Raw genomic sequence first — 17,494 nt, forward strand, 5'->3', positions numbered from 1 at the left:
ATTAGCACTCGAGAAAAAAGAGTGCTAACAGAACAACGGAAAGTATTGAATTTACTGGTATTACGGTACTTTCTAAACTTTTTGTAAAGTCTGATCAGAAGGGCTGCGCAGTTGTTTCTGGAGAATGGATATGCTACAATGAAAAAGCATAGAAGCGTTTCGAACAGAAAGATTCCGAGGGTACATAAAAGAAAAATGGAGGAAATACATGACAAATGCGACAAAGGCGGCGCTGGAAGCGTCATTAAAAAAGCTGCTTTTGAAAAAGCCGCTGGACAAAATTACGATCAACGATCTGACGACAGACTGCGGCATCAGCCGGATGGCGTTTTATTATCATTTTAAGGATATCTACGATCTTGTCGAATGGTCGTGCCTGGAGGATGCGACGCAGGCGCTGCAGGGGAAGAAAACGTATGAGACATGGCAGGAGGGCCTGCAGCAGATTTTTGAGGCAGTGCTCGAGAATAAACCATTTATTATGAATGTCTATCACTCTGTAAGCCGGGAGCAGATCGAAACATATCTCTTTCATCTGACGCACGATCTGCTGTACGGTGTCGTGCAGGAAAAAGCAAAGGGAACCGGCATCTCTGAGGCGGATCAGAGTTTTATCGCAGATTTCTATAAGTATAGCTTTACCGGTGTCATGCTTGACTGGATCAAAGACGGAATGAAAGTGGATTACCATATGATTGCGGAAAAAATGCACCGCACGATGGAAGGAAATGTCGTCAATTCCATCCGAAATTTTGAAAAAAGAAATAAAATATAGTTACACTTTACAAAACAGGGCGGATGATAAAAATTTAATCATCCGCCCTGTTTTGTAAATGGAAAAGCGGGGAAAAATGAAGTAAGATTCAAATTGTCAACAGACAATGGCAACACAAATAGAAACTTGTAAAACAAAGAAAGCAGCATAACCTATACGAACCGGAAATTCGAAAAAACATTCCGGCAGTCGTATTTAGAAAAGAAAGGATGAACGTCTATGTCAAAAAAAGGATTAAAATTCGGAATCGCATCAGCAGCAGTCATCGGAGTTGGAGCAGCAGTGCTGCAGGCAAAAAACAAGAGTGAAGCAAAAAAAGCAGCGGAGACAACCACTGTAACATCAGAACCAAAGAATGATTACCGCAACACCGAGCGCGGAAAAGATAAGAAAAACAGCAAAGGCATTTATTACACCAACGGAAACTACGAAGCCTTCGCAAGACCGGAAAAACCGGAAGGCGTCGATGAGAAGAGCGCATACCTCGTAGGAAGCGGCCTCGCAGCCCTCGCAGCAGCGTGCTTCCTTGTAAGAGACGGCCAGATGAAAGGCGATCACATCCACATTCTGGAAGCCATGGACATCGCCGGCGGTGCCTGCGACGGTATCTACGATCCGACCCGCGGCTACATCATGAGAGGCGGCCGTGAGATGGAAAACCACTTCGAGTGCCTGTGGGATCTGTTCCACAGCATCCCGTCAATTGAGACACCTGGCGTATCCGTTCTCGACGAGTATTACTGGCTGAACAAAAAAGACCCGAACTACTCCCTGTGCCGTGCAACGAAGAACCGCGGCGAGGATGCCCATACCGACGGAAAGTTCAACCTGAGCCAGAAAGGCTGCATGGAGATCATGAAACTCTTCATGACAAGAGACGAGGATCTGTACGACAAGACGATCGAGGATGTTTTCGATGATGAAGTCTTCAATTCCACCTTCTGGCTGTACTGGAGAACGATGTTCGCATTTGAAAACTGGCATAGTGCACTGGAGATGAAGCTGTACTTCCAGCGGTTCATTCACCACATCGGCGGACTGCCGGACTTCTCCGCACTGAAATTCACGAAGTACAACCAGTATGAATCCCTGATTCTTCCGATGAAGAAATACCTCGAGGATGCCGGCGTAGACTTCCAGTTCAATACCGAAGTAACCAACGTTATCTTTGAAATCAACGATGGAAAGAAAGTAGCAAAAGCCATCGAGTGCAAGGTAAACGGCGTCGAGAAAGGCATCGTTCTCACCGAGAATGACCTCGTCTTCGTTACCAACGGAAGCTGCACCGAAGGCACGATCTACGGCGATCAGAACCATGCACCGAACGGTGATGCAGAGGTCCGCACGAGCGGCTGCTGGAGCCTGTGGAAAAACATTGCAAAACAGGATCCGTCCTTTGGACATCCGGAGAAATTCTGTTCCGATATTGCAAAGACAAACTGGGAATCCGCAACAATTACCACTCTCGACAATAAGATCATTCCGTATATCACCAATATCTGCAAACGTGATCCGAGAACCGGAAAGGTTGTTACCGGCGGTATCGTAAGCTGCCAGGATTCCAAGTGGCTTTTAAGCTGGACCATCAACCGTCAGGGACAGTTCAAAGAGCAGGATAAAGATAAGGTATGCGTATGGGTTTACAGCCTGTTCACCGATGTACCTGGCGACTATGTGAAGAAACCGATGAAAGAGTGCACTGGTAAAGAGATCACCGAAGAGTGGCTGTACCACCTCGGCGTGCCGGTTGACCAGATTCCGGAGCTGGCAGAGAACAGCGCTGTCTGCGTACCGACCATGATGCCGTACATCACCGCATTCTTTATGCCAAGAAGAAAGGGCGACCGCCCGGATGTCATCCCGGATGGCTGCGTCAACTTCGCATTCCTCGGACAGTTCGCTGAGACACCAAGAGATACCATCTTCACGACAGAGTATTCCGTTCGTACCGCAATGGAAGCTGTTTACGGACTCCTCGGCGTAGACCGCGGCGTGCCGGAAGTATGGGGCAGCGTTTACGATATCCGCGACCTGCTGGACAGCTCCGTGAAACTGATGGATGGAAAATCCCCGCTGGAAATCGAGCTTCCTGGACCGCTCAACCTGCTGAAAAAACCTCTGCTGAAACTGGTAGATGGAAATGTAGTTGGAGATCTCTTAAAAGAGCATGGAATTATCAAAGAGGATATGGTGAAATAAGAAATAGAAAATAAGTAAGAAATGCAATAAGACCTGCGCTTTCAAACGGCGCAGGTCTTATTGCGTTGCTATGTATGCTCTCAAACAATTAAGCAGATTTCTTCGTGAAAAACAGTGCGGCACAGACGGCGGCGATGCCTCCAGCGAGCTTTGCAACGAGAAGCGGCACGACAAAATCAGGATCGGTGCCGAACGTAAATCCCATATGTGCGGCGATGGTCGATGCGGCGGAGACGAGGAAAGCTGCGTTTACAATCTTTCCGCGCTCGTCCATTTTTTCCATCATTGTGATCGCCGGAACAGGGCTGACAATGCCCATCAGAAGGCCGGCGGCACTGCTGTCGTTCATGCCGGTTCTTCTTCCAATAAAAGAGAGCGGCTTTTTGAGCACCCGCTGTAAAAGCTCCGCCGTCGGAAGGCTGCCGAGCAGTACAATGCCGATGGACGAGACGACCGCCATCGCGTCCTCTAGCGGCGCAAGGTCCGGGAGCAGCGAAAAGCCGGTCATATAGCAGAACGCACCCGCGATGAGGCCGATCGTCGTCAGAAGCCGGATCACATCTGCAAATACCGTGAACGCGCGCACGGTCTGCTCCGGAAAACGCCAGATGCCGAACATCAGCAGAAAGCAGAAGAGGAGCACCGGGAGCGACTGAAGTACGATCTGCAGAAAAGAGAGCCCTGAGAGCAGTCCGCCGACGATCATCGTGACGGGAAGCGTGCCCGTGCCGATCAGCATGCCGCGGGAGAAAAAGAGGCGGTCGCCGCTTTTCAGCATTCCCATGCCGACCGGAATCGTAAAGGTGATGGTACAGCCAAGCGTCGCCGCAATCACAAGTCCTGCGTAGCGCACCATCTCCTGCGATGCCGAAAGCTCTCCGGCGAGCTGGTAGCCGCCCATGTCAATGGCGAGAATGCCGGCGAGAAGTCCCGCATCCAGCCCCAAAAAGTTCCAGATGGGAACGAGGGCGAAACGGAGAAAGCGGGAGAGCAGCGGGGTGAGGCAGATGATGCCCGACATGGAAAGTGCCGTCGGTCCAAGCAGCGTAAAGCCCTCCTCAAACCGTTTTCCAAGTCCGAAGCGATTGCCAGCGATCCGGTCGACACCGCCGAGTACCGCGCCGACTGCCATGATCCACATAATAATCTGATTCATAAAAAGAGAACCTTTCTAAATAAGTATTTTGTCTTTATATCTGTTCTTCAAATGCAATTTCATTTTTCAGCAGAAACTGGCGGACTTCCTCATCGAAGACGCGGTCGAGCGACTTGTCCATCGTAAAGATTTTGAGGGAAGTTCCGGTGGTAAGTAAGAGTTTTCCGTCCTTATACTGAAAATTCAGAAAGCATCCAAACACGTTCTCTATTTCCAGCGGCAGCGCATGGTCCGCGATCATTTTTTCGCACGCCGCCTGCGGAAGCTGAAACACAAATTTGAACTGCAGGGGTGTCCGTTTTCCTTTGATGACGGAATAGCAGAACGATTTCACATCTTTCCAGAGAAGCCGCGTCCGCCCTTTTTCTTTTAAGAGCTGCGCGTCATCGGGATCGAAAAAGTCCGTGTGAAGACTGCCGTCGATGGAGAACGTCGTAAACGTTGTGATCGACGCCTCGGAGACGGGAAAGCGGTCAAATGTCTCGAGACGGAGCAGAGTGTTCATAAAATTCTTTAACTGTGTAATCTGCAGGATAATCATCCGTAGTTAAAACCAGCCTTTCTTTTTAAAATACCAAATTTCAACAGCAACAATGAGAATACAGACGCCGATCAGGATGAAGTACGCATACGGGGCAGAAAGCTCAGGCATATGCGTAAAATTCATGCCGTACCAGCCGGCGATCAGGGAAAGCGGGAAAAAGATCGTCGAGACGACCGTCAGAATCCGCATCGTATCGTTCTGACGCAGGTCGATCTGCGCCTGCTGCATCTCGCGGATCTGCAGGGCGTACTCCCGCAGCATCTGGGTGTGGTCGTACAAACGGTCCACGCGGTTTCCAAGGCGCGAAAACTGACGGGCGCATTCCGGGGGAAGAAAGTGATTTTCGTCCTCGGAGAGTATTTCGCACATGTCGAGAAGCTGCTGGTAATAGGCATGGAACACGAGCAGCTCCCGACGAATCGTGATCAGGGTCCGCTGCAGCTCTTTTGGCAGAGTGTCGAGAAGAGACTCCTCGATTGTCGCGAGGCGCTTCTCAAAATTCTGCAGATAGAGCATATCCTCCTGGATCAGCGATTCCAGAAACGAGAAAAACAGGTGGAAGACATCGGAAGTATCGAGCGGTTCTTCCGGGAAGAGGAGGCTCTGCAAAGCCGGAAGTGTCTGTTCGTCGGCTGCCAGAATAAGCTGCCCCCGGTCGAGATAAAACGCAAGCGAGAATGCAAGGTGAAGCGGATGCGTCTTGTCCGGGACGGCAAGCGATCCGACCAGGCAGTCAGGCAGCAGCTCTGCGCGGCAGTATTCGATGCGCTCCGGCTGCAGACTGCGCCGGAAAAGAGAAAATCCGGGCAGCGCCGCGCAGGCTTTGGAAGCTTCCGAAAACGAAAGCAGGGAAAGCCGGACCGAATCCGAAAAAGTCCATTCCATACGTACCACCTCCTGAAAATAAGCAATGGAAAAATATCCATAAACAAAAAAGCCGTATGACCGTAGTATACCGCAAAAAGGGGAGTGCGACAAGAAAAGGAAAAAACTTTTAACGGAAAAACTTTTATTGGGAAAAAACTTTTTGCAATGGAGCACTAAGTGTGTTATGATAAAATGTAGTTATCAAAACTACATGACAAAATATCAAAAAATTCACTGTGTCGAATTCGTCCCTAGTTCAGGAAGGTTTGAAAAAGAGCGGTGATTGGAAATACGAAACGTCCGCAGTGAGAAAAAGCGGAATCAAGTTTGGAGGGACAAAATATATGAGTTTTCACATTGTTGCAGACAGCTGCTGTGAACTGACAGCAGATATGAAAAAAAGAGGAAATATTGAAATTGCACCGCTGACCCTGGAAGTCGGCGGAGAATCCATTCTGGATGACGAGACATTTGACCAGAAATATTTTTTAAAGAGAGTAGCGGAATGCCCGGAGTGCCCGAAATCCGCCTGCCCGTCGCCGGATTATTTCCGGAAATCTTTTCTGAACGGAGCAGAACGGTGCTACGCGGTCACACTTTCCGCACAGCTCAGCGGTTCCTATAACAGCGCAGTGCTCGGTGCAAACCTGGCGCAGGAGGAGAACGAGGATCTGAAGATTCACGTATTCAATTCCAGAAGCGCATCGATAGGAGAGACCCTGATCGTGAAAAAAATCGTGGAGTGCGAGGAAGCCGGCATGAGCTTTGAGCGCGTCGTAGAGACAGTAGAACTCTATATCAGCACACAGCACACCTATTTCGTGCTGGAAAATCTCGAAACTCTGCGGAAAAACGGCCGTCTTTCCAAGGCGAAAGCACTTGTTGCATCCGCGCTTAAGATCAAACCGGTTATGGGAGCCACATCGGAGGGCGATATCGTACAGCTTGATCAGGCGCGCGGCATCAACAAAGCACTGATGAAAATGGTCGATGCCATTGTAAATGACGCACAGCATGTAGAAAACAAAACGCTTGCCATCTCTCATTGCAACTGCCCGGAGCGCGCCGAGATGGTAAAAGAAGCCCTTCTGGAGCGCCTTGCGGTACAGGATGTCTTCGTACTCGATACCCAGGGCGTCAGCAGTATGTATGCAAATGACGGCGGAATTATCATTGCATTATAACTTTTCTCTTCCCTTTTTGTTGAAAATGTAGTATAATTTTCAACATGTTTGAAAGTGCCGCCGAGCACTTTTTAGAAATCAAAGGAGAAGTAGAACCATGAGTCAGGAAAAAGTTGACCGCTATAAAAAGGAAAAAGCGAACCGTGAGAAAATCATGAGACGTGAAAGATGGATCACGAGACTGGAAGTTACCGCTTTCGTCGTTGTTCTGGCTACCCTGATCGGCTGGTTCTCCGTTGCTGTTTACCAGAACTCGGTAGCAGAGAAAAAGGCGAACCGCACGACAGAAACCACAACGATGAACGTGACGGATATTCAGAATTATCTGAGCGAGACCAACACATCCAGCGACAGCAGTGCAGATGACACCAGCGACAGCTCTGATGTTTCCGATACATCTTCGGACAGCACAGCAGATACGGCAAGTGACAGCACAGCAGATTCCATCAGCGAAAGTACAGCGGAATAAGCAGAATTGTTAAAGAAAGTAAAAGCGCTTACCACAGACGGGAAAATCCCGGAGTGATAAGCGCTTTTGTTATAGAGATTTATAGCAATCCCCGAAAATAATGCAAAAAATTCAGCACCGCAGAGCGTGAATTACTGCGTCACAGATTTTCGTCGTACCCCGGTACGCCTTCAAATCTGTTCCTTGCAATTCGCGCTCTGCAGCACTGCCTTTTTTGCATTATTTTCGGGTCTTGCTATAGAAAAAACTATGAGAAACACGCTCCGCGAGTTTCTTAAGTTATCGCGGCAGTCGCCAAGGTCTCGTGCAGGCACGGACTTTGGCTCGTTGTCCGCGTAAATTAAAAAACCGGAGGACATACATCCTCCGGCCTTTCGCTTATGGTTAATTAGCATTTAACAACGTTGGAAGCCTGCATTCCGCGAGCACCCTCGGTAAGATCGTAAGTAACCGCCTGACCTTCGTCAAGAGTTTTGAATCCTTCACCCTGGATAGCGGAGAAATGTACGAATACATCGTTTCCGTCTTCGCCTGTGATGAAGCCATAGCCCTTCTCTGCGTTAAACCATTTCACTGTTCCCTTGTTCATTGTGAGTTACCTCCATAAAATTAAAAAATAAGCATGATGTGGGAATGCATATGTTCCCCCATAAGCGAGTGAACTTTTGATAAAAAAATTCACTAGCTATTACAGATTATATTGAAGGTGAATGCTAATATAATCTCTAATAGCTAGTGACCACGTATTACATCTCAACATCTTCTCGATTGAGACCATTATAATCTTGCAAATCAAAAAAGTCAAGAAAAAACTCTTTATTTCAGGAAAGATTTCGTGTATTATAAAAAGGAATAAATGGTCGGACGACGGCCAGAAGAAAAGAAAGGATCAGAGAACGTAAGATGAGTATCTTAATCAAAAATGGACAGGTCATCGACCCGGCCACCCAAAAAGACGAAATCAGTGATGTTCTGATCGAAAACGGCGTTATTACACGGGTTGAAAAAGGAATCCGCGTAAAAGATGCGCAGGTAATAGATGCAAAAGGCTGCTATGTAATGCCTGGCATCATCGATATGCATGTACATCTCCGCGACCCGGGGCAGACATATAAAGAAGATATTGAAAGCGGTTCGAAAGCAGCAGCAAAAGGAGGCGTGACAACGCTGGTAGCGATGCCGAATACAAAACCGGTCATCGACAGCCCGGACCGCGTCAACTATGTAACGATCAAAGCAGACCGTTTTTCTCCGATTAATGTACTGCAGGCAGGTGCCATCACAGTAGGACAGAAGGGTGAAGAGCTCGCCGATATCGAGGGCATGGTAAAAGCCGGCATCCCGGCGATCAGCGAGGACGGAAAATCCGTTATGAACGCGCTGCTCTACAAAGAGGCCATGGAGATTGCCGCAGAGAAAAACATTCCGGTGCTGGCTCACTGCGAGGACAAGAACCTCGTAAACGGCGGCTGCATGAATGAGGATGCAAACTCGAGAGAGTGGCATCTGCCGGGCATCACAAACTCCGTAGAGAACACGATTGTTGCAAGAGATATCGTACTTGCCGCAGAGACAGGTGCACACCTGCATCTGTGTCACTGCTCGACCAAAGAGAGCGTGGATATGGTGCGTGAGGCGAGAAAGGCCGGCGTTTCGATTTCCGCCGAGGTCTGCCCGCATCACTTTACCCTCTGCAGCGACGACATCGTAAAGGGCGACACCAACTACAAGATGAATCCGCCGCTCCGTACGAAAGAGGATCTCGAGGCACTGCGCCAGGGTCTGAAAGACGATGTCTTCGATGTCATCAGCACCGATCATGCACCGCATGCGCTGACCGAGAAACAGGAGTCCTTCAAGAAAGCTCCGTTCGGCATCGTCGGACTGGAGACGAGCGTGGCTCTTACCATCACCGAACTTGTGGATACCGAGATCATCACCCCGATGCAGATGGCGGAGAAGATGAGCTACAATCCGGCAAAAATCCTGCACCTGGACAAGAAAGGTTCTCTTGCACCTGGCATGGACGCCGATGTGGTTGTCATCGATCCGGAAGCAGAGTATGTGATCGATCCGAAGGAGTTTGTTTCCAAGGGCAAAAACACTCCGTTCGGCGGTAAGAAAGTCAAAGGAAAAGTTATGGCTACCGTATGCGGCGGCAAGATTGTATACGAAGCTGAGTAATTTCTATAAGAAAAGACAGAAGAGGGAGAGTAAGCAGATGATTAACAAACTGATTGCAAACATTAAAAAAACAAATGCACCGATCGTCGTAGGTCTGGACCCGATGCTGAACTATGTGCCGGAGCACGTACAGAAAAAGGCATTTGCCGAGTACGGAGAGACACTCGAAGGAGCTGCAGAGGCCGTTTGGCAGTTCAATAAAGCGATTGTCGACGCAACATACGATTTGATTCCGGCTGTAAAACCGCAGGTTGCCATGTATGAGCAGTTCGGCGTTCCGGGAATGGCAGCGTATGAGAAGACCGTTTCCTACTGCCAGGAAAAGGGTCTCGTTGTCATCGGCGATATCAAACGAGGCGATATCGGTTCTACTTCTGAGGCGTATGCAGTCGGCCACCTCGGCCACGTGCAGGTGGGAAGCAAATCCTACGCCGGATTCCATGAGGATTTTGCAACTGTCAATCCGTATCTTGGATCTGACGGCGTAAAACCGTTCATCAAGGTCTGCAAAGAGGAGAAAAAAGGTATCTTTGTTCTGGTAAAAACCTCGAACCCGTCCAGCGGCGAGTTCCAGGACCGCATCATCGACGGACGTCCGCTGTATGAGTGGGTCGGCGAGCAGGTTGCCGCGTGGGGCGAGGAGCACATGGGCGATGATTACAGCTATGTGGGAGCTGTTGTCGGCGCTACGTACCCGGAGATGGGCAAGGTGCTGCGTAAGGTAATGCCGAAATCCTACATCCTGGTACCGGGCTACGGTGCACAGGGCGGAAAAGGAAAAGACCTCGTTCACTTCTTCAATGAGGACGGACTGGGTGCAATCGTAAACTCTTCGAGAGGTATTATCGCTGCTTACAAACAGGAAAAATATGCCGAGTTTGGCACTGAGAACTTTGCGGATGCTTCGAGAGCAGCTGTAAAGGATATGGTTGAGGATATCAGCGGGGCGCTTGCTGCTGCAAAATAAGAATACAGGGTGAAAAGCTCAGAAGGTCTGCCGGGTAGATGTTATGTCCGCCGGAGGATATTTTGGGCTTTTCGCCGATTCAAGAAAATAAAAGGAGTGTTCAGCTTATGAAAATCAAGGAATGCTGTACTGTGGAAAGTCAGGAGTGCATTGCAAAAGGAATTTACAGCATGTGGATTTCCACGAAAGTGATTGCGAAAGAGGCGAAGGCCGGCCAGTTTATTTCTCTGTTTTCGAAGGACGGCAGCCGTCTTCTGCCGCGTCCGATTTCTCTTTGTGAGATCGACCGAGAGGGAGGAAGACTTCGGATTGTCTACCGTGTGGCAGGTGCAGGAACGGAGGAGTTTTCGCATCTGAAAGCGGGGGATGAGGTTGATATTTTAGGGCCGCTTGGAAATGGATTCCCGATCGAGGAAGGTAAGGGAAAACGTGTGATGCTGATGGGCGGCGGTATCGGTGTTCCGCCGATGCTGCAGACGGCGAAGGATCTTGGAACGGACACGATCATCTGCTGTGGTTACCGCGATGAGTTGTTCTTAAATGAGGAGTTTGCTGCGGCAGGCGATCTTCATATTGCAACGGAGGACGGAAGTGCCGGTGTGAAGGGCAATGTGATGGATGCGGTGCGCGAGGATCATCTGGAAGCAGATGTAATTTTTGCCTGCGGTCCGGCTCCGATGCTGCGTGCGATTAAGGCGTACGGTCTGGAAAAGGGAATTCCATGCTGGATTTCGATGGAAGAGAAGATGGCGTGCGGCGTTGGCGCATGTCTTGCGTGTGTCTGCCAGTCGACTGAGGTGGATGGTCATTCACATGTGCACAACAAGCGGATCTGCAAGGACGGACCTGTCTTTTTAAGTACGGAAATTGAGCTGTAAGTGACGCGAGGAGGAGAAAAAGCGATGAAGACAAGTGTGAATCTGGCGGGTGTGGAACTGAAGAATCCGGTTATGACGGCATCTGGTACGTTTGGCTCCGGCGCGGAGTACAGTGAGTTTGTGGATTTGAAGGAGCTTGGCGCGGTTGTGACGAAGGGTGTTGCGAATGTGCCGTGGCCGGGGAATCCGACGCCGCGTATTGCGGAGGTTTACGGCGGAATGCTGAATGCGATCGGACTGCAGAATCCTGGTATTGATGTGTTCTGTGAGAGGGATATTCCGTTTTTGAAACAGTTTGACACGAAGATTGTGGTGAATGTGTGTGGACGGACGACGGAGGATTACTGTGAGGTTGTGGAGCGATTGACTTCGGAGCCGGTGGATCTGCTGGAGATTAATATTTCGTGCCCGAATGTGAAGGAGGGCGGTATTGCGTTTGGACAGGATCCGAAGGCGGTGGAGGCGATCACCAGAGAAGTTAAAAAATATGCGAAGCAGCCGATTATTATGAAATTGAGCCCGAATGTGACGGATATTACGGAGATGGCGCGGGCTGCGGAAGCCGGCGGGGCGGATGTGCTGTCGCTGATCAATACGCTTACTGGGATGAAGATTGATATTGAACGGCAGAAGTTTGCGATTGCGAATAAGACTGGCGGTATGTCGGGGCCGGCGGTGAAGCCGATTGCGGTGCGGATGGTGTATCAGGTGGCGCAGGCAGTGAAAGTGCCGATTATTGGTATGGGCGGTATTGCGTCGGCGGAGGATGCGCTGGAGTTTATTCTGGCGGGGGCTACGGCGGTTTCGATTGGGACGGCGAATTTCTTTAATCCGTATGCGACTGTTGAAACGGTTCGCGGTATCGAAGAGTATATGAGAAGGCATAAGGTTGACGATATTAATTCGCTGATCGGGGCGGTGAGATAAGACGGACGGCCTCGAGCGGCTTCGCATCTGCGGTGCGGCGGGCGAGAAAAAGAGGGCGGAACTGTGGCTCAGAATGGGCACAGTTCCGCCCTCTTTTTCTATGCCCGCCACACCGCAGGCGCAAATTCCAGTGAGGTCTGGTTGTGTGGAGCTGAAACGAAGTAGGTCTGGATCCGCCGGGGGCGGATCGGCGTGAGAGTGTTGTGGTGGGTGCATAGTATATAGAAAATGGAAGGTGGTATGTGAGATGAAGTATGGGATCATTAAAGTGAAGCGGGCGTTTTTGTATGAGGAGAATGGGGTTGATGTGGTTGATGAGGTGTTTTTTGGATGGAGCGTGATGTGGGAAGATGAGGGGGAGTGGATTGAGGTTTGGACGCATTATGGGGTATCGGGGGTGGATGGAGAGGAATTTGATTGAAGAGAAAAGCCGGGAGTGGATGGAGGAGAGGGAAAAGGCAGGGAATACGTATGTGGTGACACGCGGGTTTGCGGATGTGATGAGGGGAGCGCGGGTGCAGGCGCGGATGTTGGAGACGCTGGGACGGGGGTGTTTTGTGGAGAAAATGGAGGAGACGGAGAATGGGTATTGCAGGGTGAAACTGGCGAATGGGATCAGTGGGTTTGTGCCGGAGGTGGCATTAAGAAAAAGACTGGATTCGGATCGGTTTTTGTGGGGAAAATCGGAAGAGAGGTTTTTTGTGGAGCAGGGGATTCCGGAGGGGTGGTCGGAAGAGAAGTTTCGGAGGAAGGTTGTGGAGTGTGCGAAGGGGTATCTTGGATGCCAGTACCGGTGGGGCGGGAAGGCGGCGGATGGGATTGACTGTTCGGGTGTGGTGTTTATGGTGTATTTGATGAATGGGGTTTTGATTTGGCGGGATGCGGATATCAGGGAAGGGTATCCGATGAAAGCGATCTGGAGAGAAGGGGAGGAGATGTGTCTGGTGGAGGAACGGGCGAAGGCCGGGGATCTGCTGTTCTGGAGGGGGCATGTGGGGATGTATCTGGGGGACGGCAGGTATCTGCACTGTACGGGGCATGAGAGGGTGTTTGGGTGCAGGGTGAATAGTCTGCGGAGAGGGGATGAGGATTTTCGGGAGGATCTGGCGGAGGCGTTGAAAGTGGTTGGGAGTGTTTTTCGTGAAATATCTGGAAGCGGAAAGCTGGAGGAAAAGAGCGATGTACCGTGAAAAACAGGCATCGCGGGCGGCATGGGAGTAAATAAGACATATATAATTGACATCAGGAAATATCATTTTTGTATTGGAAATCCCTGAAAAAGTTTGTTATAATAATAACAAAGTCGAAAACAAAAGACAAAAGGCGGTTCAAACAGAGAGCAGGAAAAACAGAAATTCTGCTGATCTGATCTGCCGGAGCTGTCCATCAGAAGCAAAACAAGAAAGGGGTTCTGAACAATGGCAAGATTTACATTACCAAGAGATTTATACCACGGAAAAGGTGCTTTAGAGGCACTGAAAACATTTGAAGGAAAACGTGCAATCGTCTGTGTAGGCGGCGGCTCCATGAAACGTTTCGGTTTCCTGGATCGCGCAGTAGACTACCTGAAAGAAGCCGGCATGGAAGTACAGCTTTTTGAGGGAATCGAGTCTGACCCGTCAGTCGAGACTGTTATGCGCGGAGCAAAAGCGATGGAAGAGTTCCAGCCGGACTGGATCGTAGCAATGGGCGGCGGATCTCCGATCGACGCAGCAAAAGCAATGTGGATCAAATACGAGTATCCAGACATCACCTTCGAAGAAATGTGCAAGGTATTCGGAATGCCGAAACTCCGCAGAAAAGCTCATTTCTGTGCAATTTCTTCTACATCCGGAACAGCAACCGAGGTAACCGCGTTCGCAGTTATCACAGACTATGAAAAAGGTATCAAATACCCGCTGGCAGACTTCGAAATCACGCCGGACGTTGCAATCGTAGATCCGGATCTGGCAGAGACGATGCCGCAAAAGTTAGTTGCTCACACCGGTATGGACGCTATGACCCATGCAATCGAGGCATACGTTTCCACAGCGAACTGTGACTTCACCGATCCGCTGGCACTGTATGCAATCAAGATGATTCAGGCAGACCTGGTAGATCCTACAACGGAGATATGGCAAAACGTGACAGCATGCACAACGCACAGTGCCTCGCTGGTATGGCATTCTCCAATGCACTTCTTGGTATTGTTCACTCCATGGCACATAAAACAGGCGCAGCATTCGCTGATTATGGCGCTCACCTGATCCACGGCGCAGCAAACGCTATGTACCTGCCGAAGGTTATCGCGTTCAACGCAAAAGACGAGACTGCAGCAAAACGTTATGCAGTGATCGCTGACGAGATGAAACTTGGCGGCGAGACAACGGAAGAGAAAGTAAAACTCCTCATTGACTATCTGCGCGGCATGAACGACAAACTGAACATTCCGCACTGCATCAAGAACTACGGAAAAGACAGCTATCCGACCGAGCAGGGCTTCGTTCCGGAAGACGTATTCCTGGAGAGACTGCACGACATCGCTGTAAATGCCATCGCCGATGCCTGCACCGGATCCAACCCGAGACAGCCATCTGTTGAAGAGATGGAAAAACTGCTGAAATGCTGCTACTATGATACAGAAGTAGATTTCTAAAAAGAAAACATATCAAAATCCCTCCGTTCTCTGGGCGGAGGGATTTTTTGCGTCAGAGAATGAAATTTATTTGTGTGGATTTTATGTTTTTTATGCGAAATCCTGTGTCTGGACTGGAAAAACAGAGGCGTTTATGGTAGTATAGAACAGAATAGAAGTAAAAACGGGCGGCATGCGAGAACCGATGCCTTCCCCTGAAAATATGGAGGAAAATAAAATGGAACAGTATAAGAAAGAGTTCATTGAATTCATGGTCGAGAGCCAGGTATTAAAATTTGGAGAGTTCACCCTGAAAAGCGGAAGAAAATCCCCGTTCTTTATGAATGCAGGCGCTTACGTAACCGGCAGCCAGTTAAAACGTCTCGGCGAGTATTATGCAAAAGCAATCCATGACAATTATGGACTGGATTTCGACGTTCTGTTTGGACCGGCCTACAAAGGAATCCCGCTCAGCGTTGTAACCGCCATTGCGATTCATGATCTCTACGGTGTGGAAGTACGTTACTGCTCCAACCGGAAAGAAGCCAAAGACCACGGTGGAGATGCAGGACTGCTGCTTGGAAGCAAAATTAAAGACGGCGACCGCGTTGTCATCATCGAGGATGTTACCACCTCCGGAAAATCCATCGAGGAGACGTTCCCGATCATCCAGGCACAGGGCAATGTGGAGATCAAAGGTCTGATGGTATCCTTAAACCGTATGGAGCGCGGAAAAGGCGATAAGAGCGCACTCGAGGAAATCCAGGAAACCTATGGCTTCCCGGCAAATGCCATTGTAACCATGGAGGACGTTATCACGTATCTGTACAACCGTCCATGCCAGGGCAAAATTCAGATCGATGACAAGATGAAGGCTGCCATTGATGCATATTATGAGGAGTACGGCGTGAAATAAGATGCGGTACACCGGGAAAGGGAGTTTTGCGCTATGAATGAAAAGATTTATAAAACCATGGGACGTGTCGGCGGCGGAAATATCGCTATGGGCGCCGTACTGGTTGTTGTTGGCGTGGCAACCGGTGTTCTGATGATCGTAAGCGGGGCAGGCCTGCTGAAACGACGCGGGGAAATCATGTTCTAAAAGCGCCTTTCAAAAAGAAAAAATGCCGGGATATTTCGGAAGCGCGTGCGCCGATGAGGTATGCCGGCGTTTCTGATAGCAGAGGGGAGAACAACGCAGAAAGGGGAAACGAAGATGAAGCAGGAGACGAAAGCCAGAATCCGCGTTGTGGGACGGATTTTATTTCTGGTGTATCTTCTTGCGCTCGTTTATTTTCTGTTTTTTGCAGAAGAATACGGGAGAAGAAACTTTTTTGAACTGGATTACCGTTACAATCTGGTGCCGTTTCAGGAAATCAGACGGTTCTGGATTTACCGCGAAAAGGTGGGATTCCTTGCCGCATTTTTAAATCTGGCGGGCAATGTGATCGGTTTTCTGCCGTTCGGCTTTATCGTTCCGGTGATGCACAAAAAAATGGAGAGTTTCTGGAAAGTATCGCTTCTTGGTTTTATGTTCAGCCTCTGCGTGGAGACGATTCAGCTCATCACGAAGGTGGGCTGCTTTGATGTAGATGATCTGATGCTGAATACGCTTGGAGCCATGATCGGCTGCGGCGCATTCCTGATCTGCAATAAATTCAGGAGATGGAAATATGGCGAGGAAGAAGTATAATTACAATTTTGTCCGGAAGCCGTCGGAAGGCGGAAAGGAAGCTCTCTATATGGCAGGTGCTTCGGTCTTTCTGTTTCTGCTGGCTTCGGTCGTATCGTTTGCATTCCGCGGAAACGGAGGCATTTTTCTCGGAGCAGCGGGACTGTTCTCATTCCTTCTGTCGGGATACGGCTTCTATGTGGGAATGAAGAGCTTTAAAGAAGAACAGGTCAGCCACAGAATGTCGGTTCTCGGCTCGATTACGAGCGGCGGCATGCTGGTCGCATGGCTGGCACTGTTTCTGATCGGTGTGAGATAAATGTACTCTCGTAAAATCAAGCACAGAAAGACTCCGGGAGTACATATAAAAGAAAAGGGGAAAAAGATGGATCGCGAACGTTTTGAAAAACAGCTGAATTTTATTCTGGAGATTGATAAAGAAAAACAGATCCTGCGCCAGACGCACATCCGCGGCTATTCGCGCCAGGAGGACGACGCGGAGCACGCATGGCACATGGCGGTGATGGCATTTCTGCTGCAGGAATATTCGAGTGAGAAAATCGACATCGGCAGAACGATGCTCATGCTGCTGATTCACGACCTCGTGGAGATTGATGCAGGCGACACGTATGCGTACGACGCGGAGGCAAACAAAACAAAAGACGAGAGAGAACACAAAGCGGCCGAGCGCATCTACGGCCTGCTGCCGGAGGATCAGGGAAGAATGTTGATGGATCTCTGGCTCGAGTTCGAAGCGTATGAGACACCGGAAGCGCGCTTTGCCCATGTGATGGACAATTTTCAGCCGCTGCTTTTAAATCATGAGAACGATGGAAAAGACTGGACCAGCCACAATGTGCGGATTTCCCAGCCGTTAAAACGAAACGAGAAGACGGCGACCGGCTCCGAGGAGATCTGGAGTTATATGGAAGAGATTCTCGAACAGAGTATCCGGGATGGAAAAATTATTGACGACCGGGAAGAAAAACAGGAATAAGTTAAGAAGAATGAGGGGCAGATCTGCCCCTCGTAACAGTTAAAGAGAAACAGAAAGGGAT

19 protein-coding genes and 1 pseudogene are annotated in these 17,494 nt (G+C 49.6%); 16 read left to right on the forward strand and 4 right to left on the reverse strand.

Features of this window, described 5'->3' with window-relative positions:
* Window positions 1–208 precede the first annotated feature (208 nt).
* Together DXA93_RS13295 and DXA93_RS13300 are read left to right on the forward strand one after the other, a co-directional pair.
* Window positions 209–775: a TetR-like C-terminal domain-containing protein gene (locus DXA93_RS13295; RefSeq protein ID WP_022461989.1), complete on the forward strand. Its 567-nt coding sequence runs from the start codon at window positions 209–211 to the stop codon at window positions 773–775.
* Window positions 776–994: 219 nt separating this feature from the next.
* On the forward strand, window positions 995–2,974 hold the full coding sequence (locus tag DXA93_RS13300) for an oleate hydratase (protein ID WP_118595598.1): 1,980 nt from the start codon (window positions 995–997) through the stop codon (window positions 2,972–2,974).
* An 88-nt stretch (window positions 2,975–3,062) separates the two neighbouring features.
* On the opposite strand, the gene DXA93_RS13305 is transcribed toward DXA93_RS13300, so the two are convergent.
* The 3 genes from DXA93_RS13305 to DXA93_RS13315 are packed head-to-tail and all read right to left on the reverse strand — an operon-like array spanning window position 3,063 to window position 5,559.
* The gene (locus tag DXA93_RS13305; protein WP_118595599.1) at window positions 3,063–4,130 is read right to left on the reverse strand and encodes an ethanolamine utilization protein EutH; all 1,068 of its coding nucleotides are present in this window, start codon (window positions 4,128–4,130) and stop codon (window positions 3,063–3,065) included.
* A 34-nt stretch (window positions 4,131–4,164) separates the two neighbouring features.
* Window positions 4,165–4,671, reverse strand: coding sequence for a DUF5721 family protein (locus tag DXA93_RS13310; RefSeq protein WP_055221274.1), 507 nt, complete (start codon window positions 4,669–4,671; stop codon window positions 4,165–4,167).
* Window positions 4,672–4,677: 6 nt separating this feature from the next.
* Window positions 4,678–5,559, reverse strand: a complete 882-nt coding sequence (locus DXA93_RS13315) for a magnesium transporter CorA family protein (protein WP_022461993.1) — start codon at window positions 5,557–5,559, stop codon at window positions 4,678–4,680.
* Window positions 5,560–5,885: 326 nt separating this feature from the next.
* On the opposite strand from DXA93_RS13315, the gene DXA93_RS13320 reads away from it, so the two are divergent.
* A complete protein-coding gene (locus DXA93_RS13320) occupies window positions 5,886–6,725 on the forward strand; it encodes a DegV family protein (protein ID WP_118595628.1) in 840 nt (279 codons plus the stop codon).
* Window positions 6,726–6,822: 97 nt separating this feature from the next.
* Window positions 6,823–7,194: a hypothetical protein gene (locus DXA93_RS13325; protein WP_118595600.1), complete on the forward strand. Its 372-nt coding sequence runs from the start codon at window positions 6,823–6,825 to the stop codon at window positions 7,192–7,194.
* A gap of 388 nt (window positions 7,195–7,582) precedes the next feature.
* Here the strand turns inward: DXA93_RS13325 and DXA93_RS13335 are convergent, their stop codons facing one another.
* Window positions 7,583–7,783, reverse strand: a complete 201-nt coding sequence (locus DXA93_RS13335; protein ID WP_022461996.1) for a cold-shock protein — start codon at window positions 7,781–7,783, stop codon at window positions 7,583–7,585.
* 314 nt (window positions 7,784–8,097) lie between these two features.
* Between DXA93_RS13335 and DXA93_RS13340 the strand changes: the two genes are divergently transcribed.
* The 12 genes and pseudogenes from DXA93_RS13340 (at window position 8,098) to DXA93_RS13385 (ending at window position 17,433) form a co-directional block, all read left to right on the forward strand.
* Window positions 8,098–9,378, forward strand: a complete 1,281-nt coding sequence (locus DXA93_RS13340) for a dihydroorotase (protein ID WP_022461997.1) — start codon at window positions 8,098–8,100, stop codon at window positions 9,376–9,378.
* Between the two features lie 37 nt (window positions 9,379–9,415).
* Window positions 9,416–10,345, forward strand: coding sequence for an orotidine-5'-phosphate decarboxylase (gene pyrF / locus DXA93_RS13345; protein ID WP_022461998.1), 930 nt, complete (start codon window positions 9,416–9,418; stop codon window positions 10,343–10,345).
* Window positions 10,346–10,452: 107 nt separating this feature from the next.
* On the forward strand, window positions 10,453–11,223 hold the full coding sequence (locus tag DXA93_RS13350; RefSeq protein WP_022461999.1) for a dihydroorotate dehydrogenase electron transfer subunit: 771 nt from the start codon (window positions 10,453–10,455) through the stop codon (window positions 11,221–11,223).
* A 24-nt stretch (window positions 11,224–11,247) separates the two neighbouring features.
* On the forward strand, window positions 11,248–12,150 hold the full coding sequence (locus DXA93_RS13355) for a dihydroorotate dehydrogenase (protein ID WP_022462000.1): 903 nt from the start codon (window positions 11,248–11,250) through the stop codon (window positions 12,148–12,150).
* A 247-nt stretch (window positions 12,151–12,397) separates the two neighbouring features.
* Window positions 12,398–12,571, forward strand: coding sequence for a hypothetical protein (locus DXA93_RS17885; protein WP_158583301.1), 174 nt, complete (start codon window positions 12,398–12,400; stop codon window positions 12,569–12,571).
* Entirely contained in the window at window positions 12,564–13,340 is a 777-nt protein-coding gene (locus DXA93_RS13360) for a C40 family peptidase (protein WP_158583302.1), read from the forward strand. The genes DXA93_RS17885 and DXA93_RS13360 overlap by 8 nt, the downstream gene beginning before the upstream one ends.
* 228 nt (window positions 13,341–13,568) lie before the next feature.
* Window positions 13,569–14,785 (forward strand): annotated as a pseudogene (locus DXA93_RS13365) (iron-containing alcohol dehydrogenase).
* Window positions 14,786–15,002: 217 nt separating this feature from the next.
* Complete coding sequence (gene pyrE / locus DXA93_RS13370) at window positions 15,003–15,680, forward strand: orotate phosphoribosyltransferase (RefSeq protein WP_117802627.1); 678 nt, start codon at window positions 15,003–15,005, stop codon at window positions 15,678–15,680.
* A 33-nt stretch (window positions 15,681–15,713) separates the two neighbouring features.
* The gene (locus tag DXA93_RS18015) at window positions 15,714–15,866 is read left to right on the forward strand and encodes a hypothetical protein (protein ID WP_055221261.1); all 153 of its coding nucleotides are present in this window, start codon (window positions 15,714–15,716) and stop codon (window positions 15,864–15,866) included.
* A gap of 114 nt (window positions 15,867–15,980) precedes the next feature.
* Window positions 15,981–16,457, forward strand: coding sequence for a VanZ family protein (locus DXA93_RS13375; protein WP_055221318.1), 477 nt, complete (start codon window positions 15,981–15,983; stop codon window positions 16,455–16,457).
* On the forward strand, window positions 16,438–16,755 hold the full coding sequence (locus DXA93_RS13380) for a hypothetical protein (RefSeq protein WP_022462010.1): 318 nt from the start codon (window positions 16,438–16,440) through the stop codon (window positions 16,753–16,755). Before DXA93_RS13375 ends, DXA93_RS13380 begins: the two co-directional genes overlap by 20 nt.
* A 66-nt stretch (window positions 16,756–16,821) precedes the next feature.
* A complete protein-coding gene (locus DXA93_RS13385) occupies window positions 16,822–17,433 on the forward strand; it encodes an HD domain-containing protein (RefSeq protein ID WP_117813271.1) in 612 nt (203 codons plus the stop codon).
* The last annotated feature ends 61 nt before the right edge of the window (window positions 17,434–17,494 follow it).

This window comes from Blautia sp. OF09-25XD, from assembly GCF_003482095.1.
Taxonomy (GTDB): Bacteria; Bacillota; Clostridia; order Lachnospirales; family Lachnospiraceae; genus Fusicatenibacter; species Fusicatenibacter saccharivorans.